This window comes from Streptomyces sp. WM6372 (genome assembly GCF_001279655.1).
GTDB lineage: Bacteria > Actinomycetota > Actinomycetes > Streptomycetales > Streptomycetaceae > Streptomyces.
The window spans coordinates 39,025-59,951 of sequence record NZ_LGDB01000192.1 but is presented as its reverse complement, the minus strand read 5'-3'; the positions used below and the strand labels follow the sequence as shown (position 1 = coordinate 59,951).

The following is a 20,927-nucleotide window of genomic DNA, read 5'->3' as shown; positions in this document are numbered from 1 at the left end:
CACCCATGGACTTCGCATTCGACGCACGGACCGAGGAACTCCGCGAGCGGCTCCTCGCGTTCATGGACGAGTACGTGTACCCGGCGGAACCCGTCGCCGCCGAGCAGCGCGCGCGGCTGGCCTCGCCCTGGGACACCCCGGCCGTCTTCGGTGAACTGAAGGCCGAGGCGCGCCGTCAGGGCCTGTGGAACCTCTTCTTGCCGGATGCCGAGCACGGCGCCGGGCTCACCAACCTCCAGTACGCCCCCCTCGCCGAGATCACCGGCCGCAGCCCGCACCTGGCGCCGATGGCGACCAACTGCGCGGCCCCGGACACCGGGAACATGGAGCTGCTCGCGCAGTTCGGCAGCGAGGAGCAGCAGAAGCAGTGGCTGGAGCCGCTGCTGGCGGGTGAGATCCGGTCCGCCTTCGCGATGACCGAGCCGGAGGTGGCCTCCTCGGACGCGACGAACATCGAGACCCGGATCGAGCGTTCGGCGGACGGGGCCGAGTACGTGGTCACCGGCCGCAAGTGGTTCATCTCCGGAGCCATGAACCCGGACTGCAAGATCTTCATCGTCATGGGCAAGACCGACCCGGACGGCGCCGATCCGCGCCGCCAGCAGTCGATGATCCTGGTCCCGCGCGACACCCCGGGTGTCGAGGTGCGCCGGGCGATGACGGTCTACGGGTACGAGGACCACGACCACGGCGGTCACGCCGAGGTGGTCTTCGACGGGGCCCGGGTGCCGGCCGCGAACCTGATCGGCGAGGAGGGCGCCGGCTTCGCGATCGCCCAGGCCCGGCTCGGCCCGGGCCGGATCCACCACTGCATGCGGCTGATCGGCATGGCGGAGCGGGCCATCGAGCTGATGTGCCGGCGCGCGGTGGGCCGTACGGCCTTCGGCAAGGAGCTGGCCGCACAGGGAGTCGTACAGAACTGGATCGCGGACGCCCGGGTCACGGTGGAGCAGCTGCGCCTGCTGGTGCTGAAGACGGCCTGGCTGATGGACACGGTCGGCAACCGGGGTGCGCACACCGAGATCCAGGCCATCAAGATCGCGACCCCTCGGGCGGTGGTGCGGATCCTGGACGACGCGGTGCAGCTGCACGGCGCGGGCGGGGTGAGCCAGGACTTCCCGCTGGCCGAACTGTGGGCGGCGGCGCGGACGCTGCGCCTCGCGGACGGCCCGGACGAGGTGCACCAGCGCTCGCTGGCGCACCGGGAGCTGAAGAAGTACGCGGGCCGCTCGTGAACGTGTGGGAATCGTGCAGGAGTTCGCGCGAACTCATGTACGACGTGGAGGCGGTGCGGGGGGCCTTTTAAGAAACCTTGTTGAACAACCCCGAACCGCCGGTACGTTCTTGATTTGCGCCTGTCAATCGGAACAGGGTTCTCCAGAAAGTTTGACGCCCCACACGTCAGCAAGAGGAGAACTCTCCAGATGGCAACTCACAAGCGCTCGCGCACTTTCCGGTACGCGGCGGTCGGCACGGGAGCCGCCGCGGCGGCCGCCGTGGCCCTGATCGCCAGCCCCTTAGCGGGGGCGGCGACACCGGCCGAGGGCACGGTGTACGGGCTGGGCGCACCCGGTGCGATCAGCGGTAGTTACGTCGTCATCCTCGACGCATCCGCGAACAAGGAACAGCTGGTCAAGAAGTACGGCGGCGAGCTGAAGCGCACGTACAGCTCCGGGGTCAACGGCTTCTCGGCCGCGGGCCTGAGCGAGACCGAGGCCAAGCGGCTCGCCGCGGACCCGGCCGTCGGCAAGGTCGTGCAGAACAAGAAGTTCACCATCAAGGCCACCCAGGACAACCCGCCTTCATGGGGTCTGGACCGGATCGACCAGACGGCCAAGACGGGCGACAAGAAGTACAGCTATCCCGACAGCGCCGGCGAGGGCGTGACGGCGTACGTCATCGACACCGGCATACGGACGACCCACAAGGACTTCGGCGGCCGCGCCACGTCCGGGTTCGACGCGGTGGACAACGACGACAAGGCCGACGACGGCAACGGCCACGGCACGCACGTCGCCGGCACCATAGCGGGGACCGCGCACGGCGTCGCCAAGAAGGCGAAGCTGGTCGCGGTGCGGGTGCTGGACGACAACGGCTCCGGCACGACCGAGCAGGTGGTCGCCGGGATCGACTGGGTCACCCAGCACCACTCGGGGCCCTCGGTGGCCAACATGAGCCTGGGCGGGGGCGCGGACGAGGCCCTCGACGAGGCGGTGCGCCGGGCGATCGCCTCGGGTGTCACCTTCGCGGTCGCGGCGGGCAACGAGTCGGCCGACGCCGGACAGGGCTCGCCCTCGCGGGTTCCCGAGGCGATCACCGTGGCGTCGAGCACCATCGACGACGCGCAGTCCTCGTTCTCGAACTTCGGCTCCGTGGTCGACCTGTACGCGCCGGGTTCGGACATCACGTCCGACTGGAACGACAGCGACACCGGTACGAAGACCATCTCCGGCACCTCCATGGCCACCCCGCACGTGGTGGGGGCCGCGGCGGTCTACCTGGCCGGGCACCCGTCCGCGACCCCGGCGCAGACGGCCGCGGCGCTGACGGCCGCGGCCACGAGCGGCGCGGTGACCAACCCCTCGGCGGGCACCGCGAACAAGCTGCTGAAGGTGGCCCCGTAGCGGTTCCCGCTACGGGCGAAGGGCGCGCAGCAGCAGGTCGGCGAGGTGATCGGCGACCTGCTGCGGCGTGAGCGGACCGTCCGCCCGGTACCAGGTGGACAGGTGGTGGACGGAGCCGAAGTGGTAGTCCACCACCAGGTCCGCGGGGGTGGCGGTGGAGAACACCCCGGTGCGCTGGCCCTCCTCGACCAGCGCCCGGAACCGCTCGTGGTAGCGCCGGCGCTCCGCCCGTACCTGCTTGAACTTCTCCGGACTGAGCTGGTGCATCGACCGGAAGAAGATCGCCGCGTCGTCGAGGTTCTCGATGGTGGTGACCACCACGTCGGCGGCGGCGGCGCGCAGCCGCTCCTCGACCGGTGCGCCGGAATCGGCCACCGCGTCGAGGCGCTGCTGCTGGCGGCGCAGCATCCGCGCGTACACCTCGTGCAGCAGGTCGTCCTTGGACCCGAAGTAGTGGTAGAGCGCGCCCTTGGTGACCCCGGCGGCTTCGACGATCTCCTGGACGGAGGTGCGGTCGTAGCCGCGCTCGGCGAAGAGCCGGGTGGCGACGGCCAGCAGCCGCTGCGGCACCGGGGTCTCGTGCGTGCCTTCGGGCTCCGTGGTCCTGGCAGCCATGGCGCTGACCTTCCCTTCCCTGTTCCCCTGGTCCGTACGACCAGCTGTGCGAGCGGCTGTACGACCGTACGGCTGTTTTCAGCCTCGGTCGCGCAGTTCCCGTCGCAGGATCTTGCCACTCGTCGTCTTCGGCAGGACAGGCAGGATCTCCACTTGGCGCGGGTATTTGTACGCGGCGAGGCGGGCGGCGCAGTAAGCGGACAGCTCCTGCGGCCGTGCCGAGGCGCCGGGGCGCAGGCTCACGTACGCCTTCACGCTCTCGCCGCGGTACGGATCGGGGACGCCGACCACGGCCGCCTCGCGCACGGCGGGGTGGGTGTAGAGCACGTCCTCGACCTCGCGCGGCCAGACCTTGAACCCGGAGGCGTTGATCATGTCCTTCTTGCGGTCGACGACGTAGAGCCAGCCGTCCGCGTCCATGAACCCGACGTCGCCGGTGCGCAGTTCGCCGTCCGGGAAGGCCTTGGCCGTGTCCGCCGGCAGCCCCCAGTAGCCGGGGACGACCTGGGGTCCGCGGACGGCGATCTCGCCGCTCTCGCCGAAGGGCACCTCGGCGCCGTGCTCGTCCAGGATCCGTACGAGCGTGTCGGCGCCGGGCAGGCCCACCGAGAGGGTGCCGGAGACGGGGTCCACCGGGGCTTCGAGGTGTACGGGCACGGAGGCGCAGGGGGCGGTGCACTCGGTGAGGCCGTAGCCGTTGCGCAGGTAGAAGCCGAAGGCGGAGCGGAGCCGTTCGACGAGGGCGGGCGGGAGCGGGGCGCCGCCGGAGGAGAGCACCTGGAACGAGGCGAAGTGGTCGGCGGTGGCCCCGGGGTGGGCGGCGAGGGCCATGAAGGCGGTGGCCGGGCCGACGGTGTAGGCGGGGCGGTGCGCCAGGAAGGCGTCGAGGACGACGCCGGCGTCGAAGCGGTGGGCGAGGACGAGGGTGCCGGCGTTGGCGAAGCAGGCGCCGAGCTCGCAGACCATGCCGGTGATGTGGAAGAGGGGGGCGAGGGCGAAGTAGGTGGCGCCCTCGGGGAGCGGGTGCCCGGTGACCTGGCGGACGGCGTTGTGGGTGAGCGCGCCGTGCGGGTTCATGGCGCCCTTGGGGGTGCCGCTGGTGCCGGAGGTGTAGCTGATGAGCGCGGTGTCGGCGGCCGTGAGGCCGGGGTCCGGCGGGGTGGGGTGGCCCCGGCGGGCCACGGCGGTGAGGTCGGCCGCGACCACGGGGGTGGCGGGGGCCGGCCCGATGGGGTCCGGGCCGGCGGGGGCCGGTTCCGCGGGGGCCGGTTCCGCCGCGGCCGGCTCTGCGGGGGCCGGTTCCGCGGGGGTGAAGACGCGCGGGTCGTTCCGGGTCTGGAAGTCCCGGTCCGAGGCGGTCAGGGCGACCCGTACGGCCGTGTCGCGGACCGCGCCGGCCACGTACGACGTCCACGCGCGGTCTCCGCAGACCAGTGCGACGGCCCCGGAGTCACGCAGGATGTGCCCGATCTCGCCCGATTTGTACATGGGGTTGAGCGGGACGACCACCGCCCCGGCCTTCCACGCGGCCAGGACGGCGAGCACGAAGTGCGGGGTGTTCTGGAGCATGACGGCGACGCGGTCCCCGCGCCCGATGCCGTGCGCGGCGAGGTGGCCGGCGACGGAGTCGGAGAGCGCGTCGGTCTCCGCGTACCCGATGCGGCCGTCGAAGTAGGCCAGCGCGGTGCGCCCGGGGGCCCGGGCGACGGCGTCGCGGAAGGCGTGCAGCAGGCTCGGCGGCGGGGAGACGGGGGCGCGCTGGGCCGGGCTGAGCAGTCCCAGCCACGGCTTGGCGGCGTAGCGGGAGGACGGGTCCGGCCGCGTCACCTGGTCTCCCACTTCTGCTGGATGTGGTTCATGCCGGTGAGCCAGCGGTCCGGTTCGGTGGCGCGGGCGGCGTAGTAGTCCGCGACCTCGGGGTGCGGGAGGATCAAGAACCGGCCCTTCTCCATGCCGTCGAACAGTGCGTCCGCAACCGCTTCCGGCTCGATCGCGGTCGGCGCGAGGACGAGTTCGCCCGCCGAGCCCGCGGCCGTCAGCATGTCGGTGCGCACCCCCTGCGGGCAGATGGCGTGGACCTCCACGCCGCGGTGGCGGTAGGTCAGCGAGAGCCACTCCGCGAAGGCGAGCGCACCGTGCTTGGTGACACTGTACGGCGCCGCCCCGATCATGGTCAGCAGTCCCGCGGCCGAGACGGTGGACACGAAGCGCCCGCTCCCGCGCTCCAGCCAGTCCGGCAGCAGCAGCCGGGCCGCGCGGACGTGCGCCATGACGTTGGTGTCCCAGGCCGCCTCCCACACGGCCTCGTCGGCGAACGCGTCGCCGCCCGAGCCGAGTCCGGCGTTCGCGCAGTAGACGTCCACGCTGCCGCCGAGGGCCTCGCGGGCCTCGGCCACGACGGTCGACGCGTCTCCCGGGACGGCGATCGCCCTGGCCCCGATCCCGCCCGCCACGGCGGCGGCCTTGGCGGCGTCGAGGTCGTTGACCACCACCGTGGCCCCCTCGGCGGCGAAGCGGCGGGCGAGGGCGGCGCCGATGCCGCCGCCCGCGCCGGTGACGACGACTCGCTGGTCCTGGTACGCGCTCACGGGATCACCTTTCATGGCGTTCACGGCCGGATGCCCGGCAGACTAACCGGTCGGTATGTCGGGGTGGAAGAGGGCCGACGTCTAGCGTGGCCGGATGACGCTGTCGCGACGGGGGCTGCTGGGACTGGCGGGTACGACGGGGGCCTTGGGGACGCTGGGGGCGGTGGGTGCGGCGCCGCCCGGGCGGGTGGCGGGCGTGGCCGCGGCTCCGGCTCCGGGTCCCGCGCCGGCCACCGGCGACCGGGTGCGCACGGGCTTCGAGCAGCTCGCCGCGGATGGCTACGAGGTGCTCGCCGGCCGGCGGGTGGGGGTCGTCACCAACCCCACCGGGATCACCGCCGACGCCCGCCACCTGGTCGACGTACTGCACGAGGACGCCCGGGTGGACCTGGTGGCGGTGTTCGGGCCGGAGCACGGGTTCCGCGGCACGGCGCAGGCGGGCGACTCCGAGTCGGCCGGGCGCGATCCGGCGACGGGGCTGCCGGTGTACGACACGTACGGCAAGAGCGGGCAGAACCTCGCGGACGTGTTCACGGCGGCCGGGATCGACACGGTCGTCTTCGACATCCAGGACGTCGGGGCGCGCTTCTACACCTACATCTGGACCCTGTACGACTGCATGCGCGCGGCCGCGCTGGCCGGCAAGGCCGTGGTCGTACTGGACCGGCCGAACCCGGTGGGCGGCCGGGGGGCCGCCGGACCCGTCCTGGAGCGCGCGTACGCGAGCGGCGTGGGCCGCGAGCCGATCGCGCTCGCGCACGGGATGACCGTGGCCGAGCTGGCCCTGCTGTTCAACGCGGAGTTCCTGGCGGCGAAACCGGTCAGGCTGAGCATCGTACGGATGACCGGGTGGCGGCGGGACTCGTTCTTCGGGGCGACGGGACTGCCCTGGGTGCCGCCCAGCCCGAACGTGCCGACGCCGGACACGGCCCTCGCGTACGCCGGCACCTGCCTGTTCGAGGGCACCAACCTGTCCGAGGGGCGCGGGACGACCACGCCGTTCGAGGTGGTCGGCGCGGAGGGGACGGACCGGCGGTGGGCCGAGGCGGCGCAGGCGCTGGGGCTGCCGGGGGTGTGGTTCCGGGAGGCCTGGTTCACGCCCACCTTCTCGAAGTTCACCGGGAAGGTGTGCGGCGGGGTCCGGCTGATCGTGCACGACCGGGCGGCCTTCGATCCGGTACGGGCCGGGATCGGGCTGCTGGTGACCGCGAAGCGGACCTGGAGCGGCTTCGCGTGGCGCACGGACCACTGGATCGACCAGCTGACCGGATCGGACCGGGTCCGGAAGATGGTGGACGCGGGGGCGGGGGTGGAGGAGATCGCGGGCGACTGGGCGGCGGGGCTGGAGCGGTTCGCGGCGGTGCGGGGGCGGTACCTGCTCTATCCGTGAAACCCGCGCGGGCCGTGGGGATCCGTGAGCATGCGCGTGGATCCGTGAGCATCCTCGTGGATCCGTGTGAATCCTCGTGAATCCGTGGTCGGCAGGGGTCTGGCCGGGTAAGCGCGGCAGCAGGATGCTGGACGGCACCGGAGAGACGGCGCGGAGGGGGACCTCATGTCGGATGCAACGGCGGCGGCGGGCGGGATCGGGGTCGGTCCGTACGCGGAGCTGACCTTCGACGCGGACGGTGACGTGGACCAGGGCACCCAGGATGCGGTGGCCGCCCTCGAAGCCACCGACCTGCTGGTCTTCGCGCACGGCTGGAACAGCGACCGGTCGACCTCGACCCGGCTCTTCGACCGCTTCTACGCGCCCTTCCCGGGGCTGGTGGGGCCAGGGGTGCGGCTGGGGTACGTGGGCGTCGTCTGGCCCTCGATCCGGTTCTCGGACGAGCCGATACCGGACTTCGACCCCCACGGCGCGCTCGCCGAGCCGGGCCACGGGACGGCCCTGGACCCCGCCACGCTGCGGGCGCTCGGGGAGTTCTGGCCGGGGCGGGTGGCGGAACTGGACCGGGTCGCCGAACTGCTGGAGGAGCGGCCGGATTCGGCGGCGGCGTTCACCGAGTTCGGGGCGCTGGTACGGGAGCTGGCGGGCGTGGACGTGGTGGACGCGGGGGGCGGCGGGGGCGCGGGGGATGCGGGGGGCGCCGTCGATCCGGCGGGCGCGGCCGCCGCCGTCGCCGTCGCCGGGCCGGTCGTACGGGACGTGCCCGCCATCTTCACGCTGGACGTGCTGGAGGTGTGCCGCGCCTTCACGGAGGGGCTGGCCGAGGCGGGCGCGCCGGTCGGGGGCGCCGCCGAGCCCGGTTTCTCCCTCGGCGGCGGTCTGCGCGCGCTGTGGAACGGCGCCAAGGAGCTGCTGCGGCAGGCCACGTACTACCAGATGAAGAAGCGGGCCGGAGTCGTCGGCGAGCGCGGCCTCGGCCCGGTGCTGGCCGAACTCGCGGGCCGCCGCCCGGCCCTGCGGATCCATCTGATCGGCCACAGCTTCGGGGCCCGGGTGGTGTCCTTCTCGCTGCGCGCGGTGCCGGACGGCGCCCGGTACGTGAAATCCGCGACGCTGCTCCAGGGGGCCTTCTCCCACTACGCCTTCACCGACCGGCTCCCCCACGACAAGGGCAGCGGCGGCGCCCTGCGCGGGATGCAGCGCAGGGTCGACGGCCCGGTGCTCGCCTGCCACTCCCCGTACGACTCGGCCCTCAAGGTCTTCTATCCGCTGGCCTCCCGGATGGCAGGGGATTCGGCCGGTCTCCTCGGCTTCGACGAGCGGTGGGGCGCGATCGGTCATGACGGGGTGCAGGCGGTGCCGGGCGCGCCGCGGCTCACCCTGGACGCGGCCCTGCGCGCGGGCATCCCGGAGGCCGGTTGCGTCAGCGTGGACACCGGGTCCGTGGTGCGCCGCGGCGGTCCCCCGTCGGGGGCGCACAGTGACATCTGCCACGAGGAGCTGGCCCGGCTCGTGGTTGCTGCGGGGCGCATGGGGCGCTGAGTTCCGGCCATGTGCCACCCGTACGCCTCGACCGCCCCCGCATGCGCCCGCACCTGGCCGGGCATGTTGGGCACATCTCACGGTGCGTCGTCGTTCGACGTAGTACGACGCCCCCCGGTGCGGGCGTGGGCGCGACGGAGGTGAAGGTGTGATGGCGGGATTCCGAAGTCTGGCGTACCAGGTGCGGGACGCACGCAATGACCGTGCCCTGCGGCGCCATTCGCTGCGCCGCTGCCTGGAGCGGTTCGCTCCGTACGGGCACCGGGCGACGTGGTGGCACCTGTGCGACCGGCACGGGATAGCCCCCGAGGACCGGGCGGCCGATCCGCAGCGGCTGGTGGCGGCGTTGGAGGAGCTGGAGGACGCGCGGGCGGTCTGGCTGGAGTACGAGCGGCAGTTCGCGGAGCGGCGCCGGCGGGAGAAGCACCACGGGCTGCGCCGGCCGGAGTGGGCGTGGGGCGGCAGCGGGGATGCGGTGGTGCGGTGCGCCGATCCGGGGGTGCGGCCGGACGGGACGCTGGGCGAGGTGCTGCGGCGGCTGGTCGCGGCGCTGGAGTCGGAGCCGGGGACGGGGTGCCCGGTCTGCGGGGAGCAGGAGCTGCGCTGGCCCGCGCACGGGCCGGGGCAGAGACGGGGGCCCCGCGCGGGGCATCGCACCTGGGAGGGTGCGTGGGCCTGGGACGGTCCGGTGTGTGCGGGTTGCGGGATCGTCGTCCCGAGGCCGGCGCTGGCGGACGCGGTTTCGGTGGCGGACCCGGCTTCGGCGGGGGCGGCGTGAGCCTGCGGGAGCCGGGGGCGCCGGGGCCGGATCCGGTTTCGGTCCTGGTGTCGCTGAACGGGGCGCGCGGTGCCGTCGACGGCGGCGCCGTGCCCCTGTCCCCGCCGGACGTGGTGGAGTCGGCGCTGGCGGCGGTGGCCGCCGGGGCCGGGGAGGTGCTGGTCCATCCGCGGACCCCGTGCGGCCGGGAGAGCCTGTCGCCCCGGGTCGTGGGGCCGCTGCTGGAGGCGGTGCGGGGCGCGGGGGTCTCCGTACCGCTTTCGGTGTCCGCGGGGATCGGGGCCGAGCCCGATCCGGCGGGGCGGCTGGAGCGGGTCCGGTCGTGGACGGTGCTGCCGGACCGGGCGGTGGTGCATTTCGCGGAGCCGGGGGCCGAGGAATTGGCACAGGCCCTGCTGGCGCGGGGCGTGGCGGTGGACGCGGTGGTTCCGCTGGGCGGGGAGGCCGGGGCCGGGCGGGGCGCCGAGCCGGAGACCGGGGCCGGGACCGAGCCGGGGGCCGGGCCGCTGGCTCGGTTCCTGGCCTGGCCGGTACGGGACCCGGCGCGGATCCGGCTCGCGGTGGAGCTGGCCGCGGCCGATCCGGCGCTGGTGGCGGGGCTGCGGTGGCTGCCGCCGGTACCGCTGCTGCTGTTCGGGCGGGAGGCCGCCGCCTGGCCGGTGCTGCGGCTGGCCGCACGGTGCGGTGCGGGAGCGCGGACCGGCCTGGGCGACGTACGGCACCTGCCGGACGGCCGGCCGGCGCGGTCGAACGCCGAGCTGGTGGCGGCGGCCCGCGCGATCGTGGGCAGCGCGGCGGCCGCTACAACCGGGAGCCGGTGAGCTGCTCTCCGAAGACGTCGTCCGGGTTGGACAGGGCGCAGTTCTTCAGCGAGAGGCAGCCGCAGCCGATGCAGTCGGTCAGGTGGTCGCGCAGGCGCGCCAGCCGGCTGATCCGATGGTCGAGCTCGGCGCGCCAGGTCTCCGAAAGCCGGGCCCAGTCCTCGCGGTTGGGGGTGCGCTCCTCGGGGAGCTGGGCGAGTGCGTCGCGGATGGCGGCGAGCGGGATGCCCACGCGCTGGGCGGCGCGTACGAAGGCCACCCGGCGCAGTGCGTCACGGCTGTAGCGACGCTGGTTGCCGGTGGTACGGCGGCTGCTGATCAGGCCCTTGGTCTCGTAGAAGTGCAGCGCGGAGACGGCCGCGCCGCTGCGGGCGGACAGCTGGCCGACGGTGAGCTCGTGGACTTTCTCGGGAATCTGCGGCACGAGGCCGAGGGTAGTCGGCCGGTCCGACATTCGTTGACAGACGTGTCGTTGACAGATACATGCGGCCCCACCATGCTGAGCAGCGCACTGAGCAAGCGCTTATTCGCCTGACATCGCCAGGGAGAGGGAGACGCATGGCCGAGCCGAGGATCTTCACGTCCGCCGAGGAACTGCGCGCGGGGATCGGGGAACCGCTCGGTCCGAGCGGGTGGCTGGAGGTGGACCAGAAGCGGATCGACCTGTTCGCCGATGCCACCGGCGACCACCAGTGGATCCACGTGGACCCGGAGCGGGCCGCGGGCGGACCCTTCGGCTCCACCATCGCCCACGGCTATCTGACGCTGTCGCTGCTGCCGAGCCTGGTCCCGCAGATCATGCGGGTCGAGGGCATGAAGATGGGCATCAACTACGGCACGAACAAGGTGCGTTTCCCGGCTCCCGTCCCGGTCGGCTCGCGGCTGCGCGCCACCGCCGTGATCACGGAGGTCACGGAGGCGGGCGGCGGCGTCCAGGTCACGGCGACGGTCACGGTCGAGCGCGAGGGCGGCGACAAGCCGGTGTGCGTCGCCGAGTCGGTGTCCCGCTACTACTTCTGAGGCGTACCGGATCCGTCCGGGGCGGCTCCCACCATGCGCAGGACGAGGTCGGCGTAGAGCGCGCCGACCTGGTCGGGCGTGCGGCGGCCGGCCGCGTTGAACCAGCGGGCCACGTCGATGCAGAGGGACAGGACGGCGAGGGTGGTGCCGGGGACGTCCGGAACGTCGAACTCCCCGGCCGCGACCCCGTCGGCGAGGATGCGGCGTACGGCGGCGTCGCTCTGCCGGCGCAGGGCCACGATCTCGGAGCGGTGCTCCGGGGCGAGGGCGTCCAGCTCGTACTGGACCACGCGCGCGGTGGTGTGGTGCGCGGCGTGCCACAGCACGAAGGACCGTACGGCGGCGTCGAGCCGCTCGGCGGCCGAACCCGGGCCGGAAGCGGCGGTCTCCAGGATCTCCAGGGCCTTGTCGTGGCCGATCCGGCTGATCCGGTGGAGCAGCTCTTCCTTGGTCTTGTAGTGGATGTAGAGCGCGGCCGGACTCATGCCGGCCCGTCCTGCGATGTCACGTGTGGTGGTGGCGTGGTACCCGCGCTCCGCGAACGCTTCGACGGCGGCGACGAGCAGCCGCCGCGCGGCGTCGGGGGTGACCTCCGACCACGGCCGGTAGCCGGCGGTCGTCTCCTCCGCGCTGTCCATCGCTCGCTCACCCTCTTCGTCCTGTGGAAGGAACACCTTACCGGAGGGTGAGCAAGCGCTTAGCCGACTTGGCTCCGGGCCTCGGAGCCGGCCCCGGACCCGGGCCGCGGCCTCGGGCCTCAGACCTTCGGCTGGAAGGGGTCGTAGTCGGCCATGATCTTCTCCATCCGGGCCTGGTCGACCCGGGTGACGATCTGGGTGAGCTCCTGACGGTCCCGGATCACCTTGGCGAGGGTGAAGGCCGAGGTGGTGAGGTAGAGGACCGCGATGCCGAGAAAGGCGCGGACCCAGCCGTCCACCTGGAGGTGGTAGATCCCCACGGCGACGGCACAGATGGCGATGGCGAAGGACGCGACGGACTGACCGTAGTACGCCGCCGAGTTGCGCTGCTTGACCGGTGTCTCACTCATGGGCCCAGCATCGGGCGGCGCGGCCGCGGACACCTCCGCGCACGTACTCAGATGCGTACTCAGACGCGCGCTCAGAAGGCGGACACTCCGGTACGGGCGCGGCCGATCAGCAGCTTCTGGATCTGGCTGGTGCCCTCGTACAGGGTCATCACGCGGGCGTCGCGCAGCAGTTTGCCGGCCGGGTACTCGTCGATGTAGCCGTAACCGCCGTGCACCTGGAGGGCGTTGCCCGCGGCCCGCACCGCGGCCTCGGAGGCGAAGAGCTTGGCGGTGGAGGACTCGGTGGCGAAGGGCTGACCGCGGTCGACGAGGTCGGCGACCCGCCAGGTCAGCAGCCGGGCCGCGTCCACGTCGACCGAGATGTCGGCGATCAGCTCCTGGACCAGCTGGTGGTGGGCGATGGGCTTGCCGAACTGCTCGCGCTGGGCGGCGTACGAGACGGCCGCGTCCAGCGCCGCCTGCGCGATGCCGACGCACCCGGCGGCGACGGACATCCGGCCCTTGGCGAGGGCCGACATGGCCACGGAGAAGCCCTTCCCCTCGGGGCCGAGCATCGCGGAGGCGGGGACGCGTACCCCGTCGAGGGCGAGTTCGGCGGTGGCCTGGCCGCGCAGGCCGAGCTTGCCGTGGATCTCACGGCGGGTGAGTCCGGGGGTGTCGGCGGGGACGAGGAAGGCGGAGATCCCGCGGTGGCCGGGCTCGTCGCCCGTGCGGGCGAAGAGGAGGACCACGTCGGCCCAGGTGCCGTTGGTGATGAACATCTTGCTGCCGCTGATGACGTACGCGTCCCCCTCGCGCACGGCGCGGGTGGTGAGGCCACCCGCGTCGGAGCCGGTGCCGGGCTCGGTCAGGCCGAAGCAGCCGAGCGCCTCGCCGGAGCAGAGGCGGGGCAGCCAGGCGCGCTTCTGCTCCTCGGTCCCCCAGGCGGCGAGGGTCTTGGCGACCAGGCCGAGGGAGACGGAGACGAGGCCGCGCACGGCGGAGTCGCCGCGGCCCAGTTCCTCGGTGACGAGGACGTAGGCGAGGTGGTCGCCGCCGGAGCCGCCGTACTCCTCGGGGACGGTCAGGCCGAGGAAGCCGAGGTCGCCGAGTTTCTTGACGATGGCCCGGTCGACGCTCTCGGCGCGGTCCCAGTCGGCGGCGTACGGGACGATCTCGCGCTCGGTGAACGCGCGGGCGAGCCGGCGTACGGCTTCCTGCTCCTCGCTCAGCTCCAGATTCACCGGGCACCTCCGGGCAGTCCGGCGCGGGTCGACCCGGAAGGGTTAACTAGCACCGGTAGTTTATGGCGGGCAGGCCCTACTATGTGGCGCATGGCCAGACCGCGCAAGCCCCTCCTCAGCCGGGACCTCATCGTCGGAGCGGCGGGCGCGCTGGTGGACGCGGAGGGGCTGGAGGCGGTGTCGACGCGGCGGCTGGCCGCCGCACTGGGGGTCAGCGGGCCGTCGCTGTACAACCACTTCCGCACGAAGGACGAGATCCTGGACGCGGTCGCGGACGCGGTGAGCGCACGGGTCGACTTGTCGATGTTCGAGCCGGGGGCGGGCCGGGACTGGCGGGGCGCCCTGCACGACTGGGCCCACTCGTACCGGGACGCGCTGTCCGACCATCCGAACATCGTGCCGGTGCTGGCGCGCGGCCCGGGCCGGCGCCCGGCGGGGCTGCGGGTAGCGGACGCGGTGTTCGGCGCGATGACGGAGGCCGGTTGGCCGCCGGCCCAGGCCACGCGGATCGGCGCGCTGATGCGGTACTTCATCCTGGGCTCGGCGGTGGGCTCGTTCGCCGGGGGTTTCGTGGACGACGAGGCGGCATACGACCCGTCGGACTACCCCCACCTGGGCCAGGCCCACCTGCTGGCCGAGCGCCGGCGCGAGGTGGACGAGGGCGCGTTCGAGACGGGCCTGGCCGCCCTGCTGGACGGGCTGGCCCTCCAGCACGAGGCGTTGACGAGCCGGGTGGCCGACGACTAGAAGGCCGCCGGCCACCGGCTAGAACACGACGAGCGAGCGGCCGCCCTTGCCGGCGAGCATCGCCTCGAAGGCGGCCGGGATGCCGTCCAGGGTGATGCGGTCGGTGACCAGGGAGCCGAGGTCGAGGCGGCCCGCGCGGACGTGGTCGGCGATCAGCGGGAGATCGCGCGCCGGGTCACTGTTCCCGTAGACGCAGCCCGTGAGGGTGCGGGCGAAGTGGAAGATCTCCAGGGCGTGGAAGCTCACCTTCTGCTCCTTGCCGCCGATGCCGACCACCGTGGTGCGCCCGCCGCGGCGGGTGGAGTCCCAGGCCCCGCGGATGGACTCCGCCCGGCCCGCGCACTCGACGGCGACGTCCGCGCCCTGTCCGCCGGTGAGGGCGCGGATCTGCTTGGCGGTGGTGTCGGAGGCGAGTACGAACTCGGTGGCCCCGGCCGCCCGGGCCAGCTCCTCCTTGGCCGGGGAGACGTCGACGGCCACGATCGGGCCCGCCTCGGCGATCCGCGCGGCCTGGAGGGCGGCCAGACCGACCCCGCCGACTCCGAAGACGGCGACGGACTCGCCGGGGCGCACCCGGGCGCTGTTGCGCACCGCGCCGTAGCCGGTGAGGACGGCGCAGCCGAGCAGCGCGGCCTCGGCGAGCGGGATCCCGGCGGGCGCGGGCAGCACGCAGTTGGCCGCGACGACCGTCTCCTCGGCGAACGCGGCCACGTTCAGCCCCGGGTGCAGCGGGGTCCCCCCGGCGTCGTGGGCGTAGACCGCCCCGACCCCGCTGAGCGCCTTGGCGCAGAGCCACACCTCGCCGATCGAGCAGTGGTGGCACTGCCCGCAGGACGGGGACCAGTTGAGCACCACTCCGTCGCCGGGGGCGACGTGGGTGACGCCCTCGCCGACGGCGAGGACCGTCCCCGAGCCCTCGTGGCCGAGGACGGCGGGGACGGGGACCGTCATGGTGCCGTCGGTGAGGGAGAGGTCGGAATGGCAGACACCGGCTGCGGCGAGCCGCACCCGGACCTGGCCGGGGCCGGGATCGGGCAGGACGATCTCCCGTATCTCCAGCGGGGCTCCGACGGCGGGCAGGATGGCGGCGCGGACCATGGTCGATTCCGTCTCTCGGGCTCAGGGGTGCAAGGCGGTGGCGTGGAGCTGGTGCGGGCGGCTCAGAACTGCAGCGACTTGGTCTGGAGGTACTCGGCCAGGCCGTGCGGGCCGAGCTCGCGGCCGACGCCCGACTGCTTGTAGCCGCCGAAGGGCGCGAGCGGGTTGAAGCGGCCGCCGTTGATGTCCACCTGGCCGGTGTCCATGCGGCGCGCGAAGGCGACCGCGGTCTCCTCGTCCGCCGCCCAGACCGCGCCGCCCAGCCCGTACACGGTCCCGTTCGCGATGCGCAGGGCCTCGTCCCGGTCCTCGTACGGGAGGATCGACAGCACCGGACCGAAGATCTCCTCCTGCGCGATGGTCATCTCGGGCGTGACGTCGGCGAACACGGTCGGGGCGATGAAGTACCCGTGCTCGTACGGCGCCTCGGGGCCGCCGGCGACGAGGCGCGCGCCCTCCTCGACGCCCTTCGTGATGTACCCGCGGATGCGGTCGCGCTGCTTGGCGTTGATGACCGGGCCGAGGCGGGTGCCCGGGTCGCGGGGGTCGCCCGAGGGGTACTTGGCGACGGCGGCGGCCGCGAGCGAGACGGCCTCCTCGTACTGGTCGCGGTGGACGAGCATCCGCGTGAGCGCGTTGCAGCTCTGGCCGGAGTTGTTCATGACGTGGCCCACGCCCGCCGCGACGGCCTTGGCCAGGTCGGCCCCGGGCAGGATGACGTTGGCCGATTTGCCGCCGAGTTCGAGGGCGACGCGCTTGACGGCGGCGCCGGCCGTGGCGCCGATCTGCTTGCCGACCGCGGTGGAGCCGGTGAAGGAGACGAGGTCGACTCCCTCGTGCGCGGCCAGCGCCTGTCCGGCGACCGGGCCGGTCCCGGTCACCAGGTTGAACACGCCCGCCGGGATGCCCGCCTCGTGCACGGCTTCGGCGAAGAGCTGTGCGGTCAGCGGGGTGTCCTCGGCCGGCTTGAGGACGAGGGTGCAGCCGGCGGCGAGAGCGGGTGCCACCTTGGCAACGATCTGGTGCAGCGGGTAGTTCCAGGGCGTGATGGCCCCGACGACGCCGACCGGCTCCAGCAGCACGGTGGAGTTGCCGATCCGCTCCTCGAAGGCGTACGAGGCCCCCAGCTCGGAGAACGAGGAGGACACCGCGATCGGCGCGCCCACGTGGACCATCTCCGAGAAGCCCCGCGGGGAGCCGAGTTCGGCGGTGATGATCTCGGCGAACTCGTCCTTGCGGGCGACCAGCACGTCGCGGAGCGCCCCGATCAGGGCGGCCCGCTCGGCCGGAGCCGTGGCCGCCCAGCCGGGGAAGGCGGCGCGTGCCGCGCGTACGGCCGCGTCCACGTCGTCGGCGTTCGCGGCCGGGACCCCGGCGATGACCTGCTCGTCGGCCGGGTTGACCACCTCGATCCGCTCGCGTCCGGCGGCGGGCCGCCACGCGCCGTCGATGTACATCCCGTCGTGGGCCTTCATGGCTTTCCTCCCGAGCGCGCACGAACGCGTGGACGCGTAGACCTGACCTCGTTCGACCACCCTACAAACTACCGCCGGTAGTTTTCGGCCCGCCAGTGCTCCCGGGGTCAGATGATGCCGAAAAGCATCCCTGCCCCGAGGACGACGAGGGAGGTCAGGGCCGCCCATTTCACGGTGAAGCGGGTGTGGTCGCCGAACTCGACCTTGGCCATGCCGACGAGGACGTAGACGGCGGGAACCAGCGGGCTGGACATGTGCAGGGCCTGACCGACCAGCGAGGCGCGGGCGATCTCCAGGGGCGAGACCCCGTGGGCGGCGCCGGCCTCGGCCAGGACCGGCAGGACGCCGAAGTAGAAGCCGTCGTTGGACATGAAGTAGGTGAGCGGCAGGCTGAGCAGGCCGGTGACCAGGGCCATGTGCGGGCCCATGCCCTCGGGGACGACCCCGACGAGCCAGTCGGCCATGTGCTTGACCATGCCGGTGCCGCTGAGGACGCCGGTGAAGACGGCGGCGGCGAAGACCATGCCGGCGACGTTCAGCACGTTGTCGGCGTGGGCGGCGATCCGGGCCTTCTGATCGGGCATGTGCGGGAAGTTGACGGTGAGGGCGAGGGCGGCGGCGAGGAGGAAGAGCACCGGGATGGGGAGCAGCTCGGTGATCATCGCGGTGAGGAGGGCGACGGTGAGGCCGGCGTTGAACCAGTAGAGGCGCGGGCGGAGGGTCGCGCGGTGGGGGTCGAGGCCCTGGAAGCCGTCCTCGTGCGCGGCGGGGTCGGAAGCGGACTCGTCGGCGGAGCCGGAGCCTCCCCCCGTACGGGAGGCGGGGACGGACGGCTTCGCCGGAGCCGCGGACCCGGCCTTGGCGTCGGCGGATCCCGTGGCGGTGGCGGACCCGGTCGTGGAGGTGGCGGTGGCGGTGGCGGCGGCGGTGGCGACCAGCAGGGGCTCCTGGGCGGGCTCCGCCGTCTCCCCGGGCATGACCAGCGTCCCGACCCGGCGGCGTTCCTTGAGGCCGAGGACGTACGCGAGGCCGAACACGAACAGCAGGCCGACCGCGAGGGCGGGGATCATCGGGACGAAGATGTCGGAGGCGTCGACCTTGAGGGCGGTGGCGGCGCGGGCCGTGGGGCCGCCCCAGGGCAGGGTGTTCATGACGCCGTTGGCGGTGGCGGCGACGCCCGTCATGACCACCAGGCTGAGGCCGAGCCGCTTGTACAGCGGGTACATGGCCGAAACGGTGATCATGAAGGTGGTCGAGCCGTCCCCGTCGAGCGAGACGATCGCGGCGAGGACCGCGGTGCCGACCACGACCCGCACCGGGTCCGCCTTGCAGAAGCGCAGGATGCCGCGCACGATCGGGTCGAAGAGGCCGACGTCGATCATCACGCCGAAGTAGACGATGGCGAACATCAGCATGGCGGCGGTCGGCGCGAGTTTGCCGACGCCGTCGATGACGTAGTCGCCGAGGTGGGCGCTCTTTCCTGCGAACACGCAGAACAGCGCGGGGATGAGGACGAGCGCCGCGATGGGCGAGATTCTCTTCATCATGATCAGGACCAGGAAGGTGGCGATCATGGCGAAGCCGAGGAAGGTCAGCATGCAGGGAACGTAGGTGCCCCCTCCTTGCGTCAACAAGACGTCAGCGTGTGAGCAATACGAGCAAAACCCCAGCTCAGGGCAGGGGTGTCAGTTCAACGGGGAAGCCGTTGAGCACCGCGGTACCGGACAGCCGGTCGAGCCGGGAGCCGTCGAGGAGCTGGTTGACGTTGGCGCCGGGCGCGGCGGAGGCGACGGAGAGCCGGGCCCCGTCGCGGTCGTGGCCCCAGCCGTGCGGGAGGCTCACGACGCCGGTGCGGACGGTGTCGGTGACCTCGACGGGGACTTCCAGGCTGCCGCCGTCGGCGGTGATCCGGGCCAGGCCTCCCTCGGTGAGGCCGAGCCGCCCGGCGTCCTGCGGATTCACCTGGAGGGTGCAGCGGTTGGAACCTCCGGTGAGGGCCGGGACGTTGTGCAACCAGCTGTTGTTGGACCGCAGGTGGCGGCGGCCCACGAGCACCAGGCCGGCGGGGCGGTCGGCGAGCGCCGCGCGCAGCCTGGGGAGCTCGGCCGTGATCGGGTCCGGGAGCAGTTCGATCCTGCCGCTGCGCGTCCTCAGCACGCCCGGGAGCCGGGGCCGCAGCGGGCCCAGGTCGATGCCGTGCGGGTGCGCGAGCAGCCGCTCCAGGCTGAGGCCCTCGCCACCGCTCCCGCCCGCGTCCCCGCCCTCGACCGGTCCCGCCTCGGGCGCGGAGCCGGCGCCGAACCGGTCCCCGTACGGCCCGAGTCGGAGCATCAGGTCGAGCCGCCGCTCGGGGCCGCTCTCCCCGGTGAGCAGGCCGGCCAGGCGCGCCGGGTCCTGCCCGTGCAGCGGGGAGCTCGGGTCGGCGGTCTCCCTGGCGAGGGCGCCCCGGATGACCGTCTCGTCGACGGAGGACGGGTCGGCGGATCCGTGCAGGCCGGAGACGGCCAGGACGAGGCGGGCATGGATCTCGCACTCGTCGAGCCGGCCCGCTTCCAGCGGGACGGCGGGACGGCTGTAGCGCACCTGGTTGCGGATGGCGAACCCGTTGAAGGCGAAGTCGTGGTGGGCGCTCTGCGAGGGCGGCGGCGGAGGCAGCACGACGTGGGCGTGGCGGGAGGTCTCGTTCAGGTACGGGTCGATGCTGACCATGAAGTCGAGCCCGGCCAGGGCCGCGTCGAGGCGCCGCCCGTCGGGGGCCGACAGCACCGGGTTGGCGGCGATGGCGACCAGCGCCCGGATCCGCCCCTCCCCCGGCGTCTCGATCTCCTCGGCCAGGGCGGCGATGGGGAGTTCGGACTTGGCCTCGGGGTGTCCGCTGACCCGGCTGTGCCAGCGGCCCAGGGCGAAGCCCTTGCCGGGCCCGGCGGGGCGCGGCCGCGGGCCGGCGGCCGGGAGCGGGAAGAGGACTCCCCCGGGCCGGTCGAGGTTGCCGGTGAGGATGTTCAGCACGTCGACCAGCCAGCTGGCGAGCGTGCCGTACTCGACGGTGCAGCTGCCGATCCGCCCGTAGACGGCGGCGGTGGGCGCGGCCGCCAGGGCGCGGGCGAGGTCGCGGATCTCGGCGGCCGTGAGGTCGCAGGCGGGGGCGACGGCCTCAGGAGTGAAACGCGCGAGGGCTTCGGCGAGTTCCCCGAGTCCCTCGGTCCGTTCCTCCAGGGCGCCGGGGGCCGCGAGCCGCTCCGCGAGGAGGGTGTGCGCGAGGGCGGCCAGCAGCAGGGCGTCGCTGCCGGGACGCGGTGCGAGGTGGAGGTCGGCGAGCTTGGCGGTGCGGGTGCGGCGGGGGTCGACGACGACCAGGGTGCCGCCGCGGGCGCGCAGCGCCTTGAGCCGGCCCGGGAAGTCGGGGGCGGTGCACAGGGAGCCGTTGGACTCGACCGGGTTGGCACCGAGGAGCAGCAGGAAGTCGGTGCGGTCGAGGTCGGGGACCGGGATGGCGAAGGGGTCGCCGAAGAGGAGCCCGCTGGAGACGTGCTTGGGCATCTGGTCGAGGGTGCTGGCGGTGAAGAAGTTGCGGCTGCCGAGGGCTTTGAGCAGCAGCGACGGATACAGGTTGCCCGCCATGGTGTGCACGTTCGGGTTGCCGAGGACGACGCCGACGGACTGGGCTCCGTACTCCTGCACGAGGGCCGGGACGGCGGCGGCGATGGCTTCGAACGCCTCCTCCCAGGTGGCCTCCTGGAGCCGCCCGTCACGGCGGACGAGGGGGGTGCGCAGGCGGTCGGGGTCGGCGTCGAGCGCGCCGAAGGCCGCTCCCTTGGGGCAGATGAAGCCGCGGCTGAAGACGTCTTCGCGGTCCCCGCGGGCGCCGGTGACGGCGGCGCCCTCGATGGTGAGGGTGAGGCCGCAGGTGGCTTCGCAGAGGGGGCAGATGCGCAGGGCGGTGCGGGGCATGGGCCCT

Annotated in this window: 19 protein-coding genes; 8 read left to right on the top strand and 11 right to left on the bottom strand. The window is 73.2% G+C overall.

Annotated elements, in window-relative coordinates; translation table 11 throughout:
* Positions 1–5 precede the first annotated feature (5 nt).
* Together ADK52_RS22070 and ADK52_RS22065 are read left to right on the top strand one after the other, a co-directional pair.
* Positions 6–1,235, top strand: a complete 1,230-nt coding sequence (locus ADK52_RS22070) for an acyl-CoA dehydrogenase family protein (RefSeq protein ID WP_053691561.1) — start codon at positions 6–8, stop codon at positions 1,233–1,235.
* A gap of 189 nt (positions 1,236–1,424) precedes the next feature.
* The gene (locus ADK52_RS22065) at positions 1,425–2,624 is read left to right on the top strand and encodes a S8 family peptidase (protein WP_053691560.1); all 1,200 of its coding nucleotides are present in this window, start codon (positions 1,425–1,427) and stop codon (positions 2,622–2,624) included.
* Between the two features lie 9 nt (positions 2,625–2,633).
* Here the strand turns inward: ADK52_RS22065 and ADK52_RS22060 are convergent, their stop codons facing one another.
* The 3 genes from ADK52_RS22060 to ADK52_RS22050 form a co-directional block, all read right to left on the bottom strand.
* Positions 2,634–3,239 (bottom strand): TetR/AcrR family transcriptional regulator, encoded by a 606-nt coding sequence (locus ADK52_RS22060; protein WP_030163051.1) that lies wholly within the window; start codon positions 3,237–3,239, stop codon positions 2,634–2,636.
* 78 nt (positions 3,240–3,317) lie between these two features.
* Complete coding sequence (locus ADK52_RS22055; protein WP_053691586.1) at positions 3,318–5,066, bottom strand: class I adenylate-forming enzyme family protein; 1,749 nt, start codon at positions 5,064–5,066, stop codon at positions 3,318–3,320.
* Positions 5,063–5,842, bottom strand: a complete 780-nt coding sequence (locus ADK52_RS22050) for an SDR family oxidoreductase (protein WP_053691559.1) — start codon at positions 5,840–5,842, stop codon at positions 5,063–5,065. The genes ADK52_RS22055 and ADK52_RS22050 overlap by 4 nt, the downstream gene beginning before the upstream one ends.
* 79 nt (positions 5,843–5,921) lie before the next feature.
* On the opposite strand from ADK52_RS22050, the gene ADK52_RS22045 reads away from it, so the two are divergent.
* From ADK52_RS22045 to ADK52_RS22030, 4 genes are all read left to right on the top strand, one after another.
* On the top strand, positions 5,922–7,217 hold the full coding sequence (locus tag ADK52_RS22045; RefSeq protein WP_053691558.1) for an exo-beta-N-acetylmuramidase NamZ domain-containing protein: 1,296 nt from the start codon (positions 5,922–5,924) through the stop codon (positions 7,215–7,217).
* A gap of 165 nt (positions 7,218–7,382) precedes the next feature.
* Positions 7,383–8,759, top strand: a complete 1,377-nt coding sequence (locus tag ADK52_RS22040) for a hypothetical protein (RefSeq protein ID WP_053691557.1) — start codon at positions 7,383–7,385, stop codon at positions 8,757–8,759.
* A 151-nt stretch (positions 8,760–8,910) separates the two neighbouring features.
* Entirely contained in the window at positions 8,911–9,537 is a 627-nt protein-coding gene (locus ADK52_RS22035; RefSeq protein WP_063783905.1) for a hypothetical protein, read from the top strand.
* Complete coding sequence (locus tag ADK52_RS22030) at positions 9,534–10,358, top strand: 3-keto-5-aminohexanoate cleavage protein (RefSeq protein WP_234344125.1); 825 nt, start codon at positions 9,534–9,536, stop codon at positions 10,356–10,358. The genes ADK52_RS22035 and ADK52_RS22030 overlap by 4 nt, the downstream gene beginning before the upstream one ends.
* Here the strand turns inward: ADK52_RS22030 and soxR are convergent.
* Positions 10,339–10,782 (bottom strand): redox-sensitive transcriptional activator SoxR, encoded by a 444-nt coding sequence (gene soxR / locus ADK52_RS22025; RefSeq protein ID WP_053691584.1) that lies wholly within the window; start codon positions 10,780–10,782, stop codon positions 10,339–10,341. The two genes, ADK52_RS22030 and soxR, sit on opposite strands and share 20 nt — an antisense overlap.
* Positions 10,783–10,916: 134 nt before the next feature.
* Here soxR and ADK52_RS22020 point away from each other — a divergent pair, with 134 nt between their 5' ends.
* Positions 10,917–11,378 carry a MaoC family dehydratase gene (locus tag ADK52_RS22020; RefSeq protein ID WP_053691556.1) on the top strand — a complete coding sequence of 154 codons (462 nt, stop codon included), beginning with the start codon at positions 10,917–10,919 and terminating at the stop codon, positions 11,376–11,378.
* Here ADK52_RS22020 and ADK52_RS22015 read toward each other — a convergent pair.
* The 3 genes from ADK52_RS22015 to ADK52_RS22005 form a co-directional block, all read right to left on the bottom strand.
* Positions 11,369–12,016 carry a TetR/AcrR family transcriptional regulator gene (locus tag ADK52_RS22015; RefSeq protein ID WP_053691555.1) on the bottom strand — a complete coding sequence of 216 codons (648 nt, stop codon included), beginning with the start codon at positions 12,014–12,016 and terminating at the stop codon, positions 11,369–11,371. The genes ADK52_RS22020 and ADK52_RS22015 overlap by 10 nt on opposite strands.
* Before the next feature lie 119 nt (positions 12,017–12,135).
* Entirely contained in the window at positions 12,136–12,426 is a 291-nt protein-coding gene (locus ADK52_RS22010; RefSeq protein WP_030161828.1) for a YiaA/YiaB family inner membrane protein, read from the bottom strand.
* A 71-nt stretch (positions 12,427–12,497) separates the two neighbouring features.
* On the bottom strand, positions 12,498–13,649 hold the full coding sequence (locus ADK52_RS22005; RefSeq protein WP_053691554.1) for an acyl-CoA dehydrogenase family protein: 1,152 nt from the start codon (positions 13,647–13,649) through the stop codon (positions 12,498–12,500).
* A gap of 90 nt (positions 13,650–13,739) precedes the next feature.
* Here ADK52_RS22005 and ADK52_RS22000 point away from each other — a divergent pair, with 90 nt between their 5' ends.
* Complete coding sequence (locus tag ADK52_RS22000; protein WP_053691583.1) at positions 13,740–14,396, top strand: TetR/AcrR family transcriptional regulator; 657 nt, start codon at positions 13,740–13,742, stop codon at positions 14,394–14,396.
* Positions 14,397–14,414: 18 nt separating this feature from the next.
* Here the strand turns inward: ADK52_RS22000 and ADK52_RS21995 are convergent, their stop codons facing one another.
* The 4 genes from ADK52_RS21995 to ADK52_RS21980 all read right to left on the bottom strand — a co-directional run bounded on the left by ADK52_RS21995 (position 14,415) and on the right by ADK52_RS21980 (position 20,920).
* A complete protein-coding gene (locus ADK52_RS21995) occupies positions 14,415–15,494 on the bottom strand; it encodes a Zn-dependent alcohol dehydrogenase (protein ID WP_053691553.1) in 1,080 nt (359 codons plus the stop codon).
* Between the two features lie 62 nt (positions 15,495–15,556).
* Positions 15,557–16,969 carry an aldehyde dehydrogenase family protein gene (locus ADK52_RS21990; RefSeq protein WP_053691552.1) on the bottom strand — a complete coding sequence of 471 codons (1,413 nt, stop codon included), beginning with the start codon at positions 16,967–16,969 and terminating at the stop codon, positions 15,557–15,559.
* Positions 16,970–17,076: 107 nt separating this feature from the next.
* On the bottom strand, positions 17,077–18,567 hold the full coding sequence (locus ADK52_RS21985) for a CitMHS family transporter (protein WP_053691551.1): 1,491 nt from the start codon (positions 18,565–18,567) through the stop codon (positions 17,077–17,079).
* Between the two features lie 73 nt (positions 18,568–18,640).
* On the bottom strand, positions 18,641–20,920 hold the full coding sequence (locus tag ADK52_RS21980; protein WP_053691550.1) for a molybdopterin-dependent oxidoreductase: 2,280 nt from the start codon (positions 20,918–20,920) through the stop codon (positions 18,641–18,643).
* Positions 20,921–20,927: the final 7 nt, after the last annotated feature.

Bases quoted from the DNA above. Each gene is read 5' to 3' on its own strand.
- ADK52_RS22070 (WP_053691561.1), top strand. From the start codon at position 6: ATGGACTTCGCATTCGACGCACGGACCGAGGAACTCCGCGAGCGGCTC.
- ADK52_RS22065 (WP_053691560.1), top strand. From the start codon at position 1,425: ATGGCAACTCACAAGCGCTCGCGCACTTTCCGGTACGCGGCGGTCGGC.
- ADK52_RS22060 (WP_030163051.1), bottom strand. From the start codon at position 3,239: ATGGCTGCCAGGACCACGGAGCCCGAAGGCACGCACGAGACCCCGGTG.
- ADK52_RS22050 (WP_053691559.1), bottom strand. From the start codon at position 5,842: ATGAAAGGTGATCCCGTGAGCGCGTACCAGGACCAGCGAGTCGTCGTC.
- ADK52_RS22045 (WP_053691558.1), top strand. From the start codon at position 5,922: ATGACGCTGTCGCGACGGGGGCTGCTGGGACTGGCGGGTACGACGGGG.
- ADK52_RS22040 (WP_053691557.1), top strand. From the start codon at position 7,383: ATGTCGGATGCAACGGCGGCGGCGGGCGGGATCGGGGTCGGTCCGTAC.
- ADK52_RS22035 (WP_063783905.1), top strand. From the start codon at position 8,911: ATGGCGGGATTCCGAAGTCTGGCGTACCAGGTGCGGGACGCACGCAAT.
- ADK52_RS22020 (WP_053691556.1), top strand. From the start codon at position 10,917: ATGGCCGAGCCGAGGATCTTCACGTCCGCCGAGGAACTGCGCGCGGGG.
- ADK52_RS22015 (WP_053691555.1), bottom strand. From the start codon at position 12,016: ATGGACAGCGCGGAGGAGACGACCGCCGGCTACCGGCCGTGGTCGGAG.
- ADK52_RS22010 (WP_030161828.1), bottom strand. From the start codon at position 12,426: ATGAGTGAGACACCGGTCAAGCAGCGCAACTCGGCGGCGTACTACGGT.
- ADK52_RS22000 (WP_053691583.1), top strand. From the start codon at position 13,740: ATGGCCAGACCGCGCAAGCCCCTCCTCAGCCGGGACCTCATCGTCGGA.
- ADK52_RS21995 (WP_053691553.1), bottom strand. From the start codon at position 15,494: ATGGTCCGCGCCGCCATCCTGCCCGCCGTCGGAGCCCCGCTGGAGATA.
- ADK52_RS21990 (WP_053691552.1), bottom strand. From the start codon at position 16,969: ATGAAGGCCCACGACGGGATGTACATCGACGGCGCGTGGCGGCCCGCC.
- ADK52_RS21985 (WP_053691551.1), bottom strand. From the start codon at position 18,567: ATGCTGACCTTCCTCGGCTTCGCCATGATCGCCACCTTCCTGGTCCTG.
- ADK52_RS21980 (WP_053691550.1), bottom strand. From the start codon at position 20,920: ATGCCCCGCACCGCCCTGCGCATCTGCCCCCTCTGCGAAGCCACCTGC.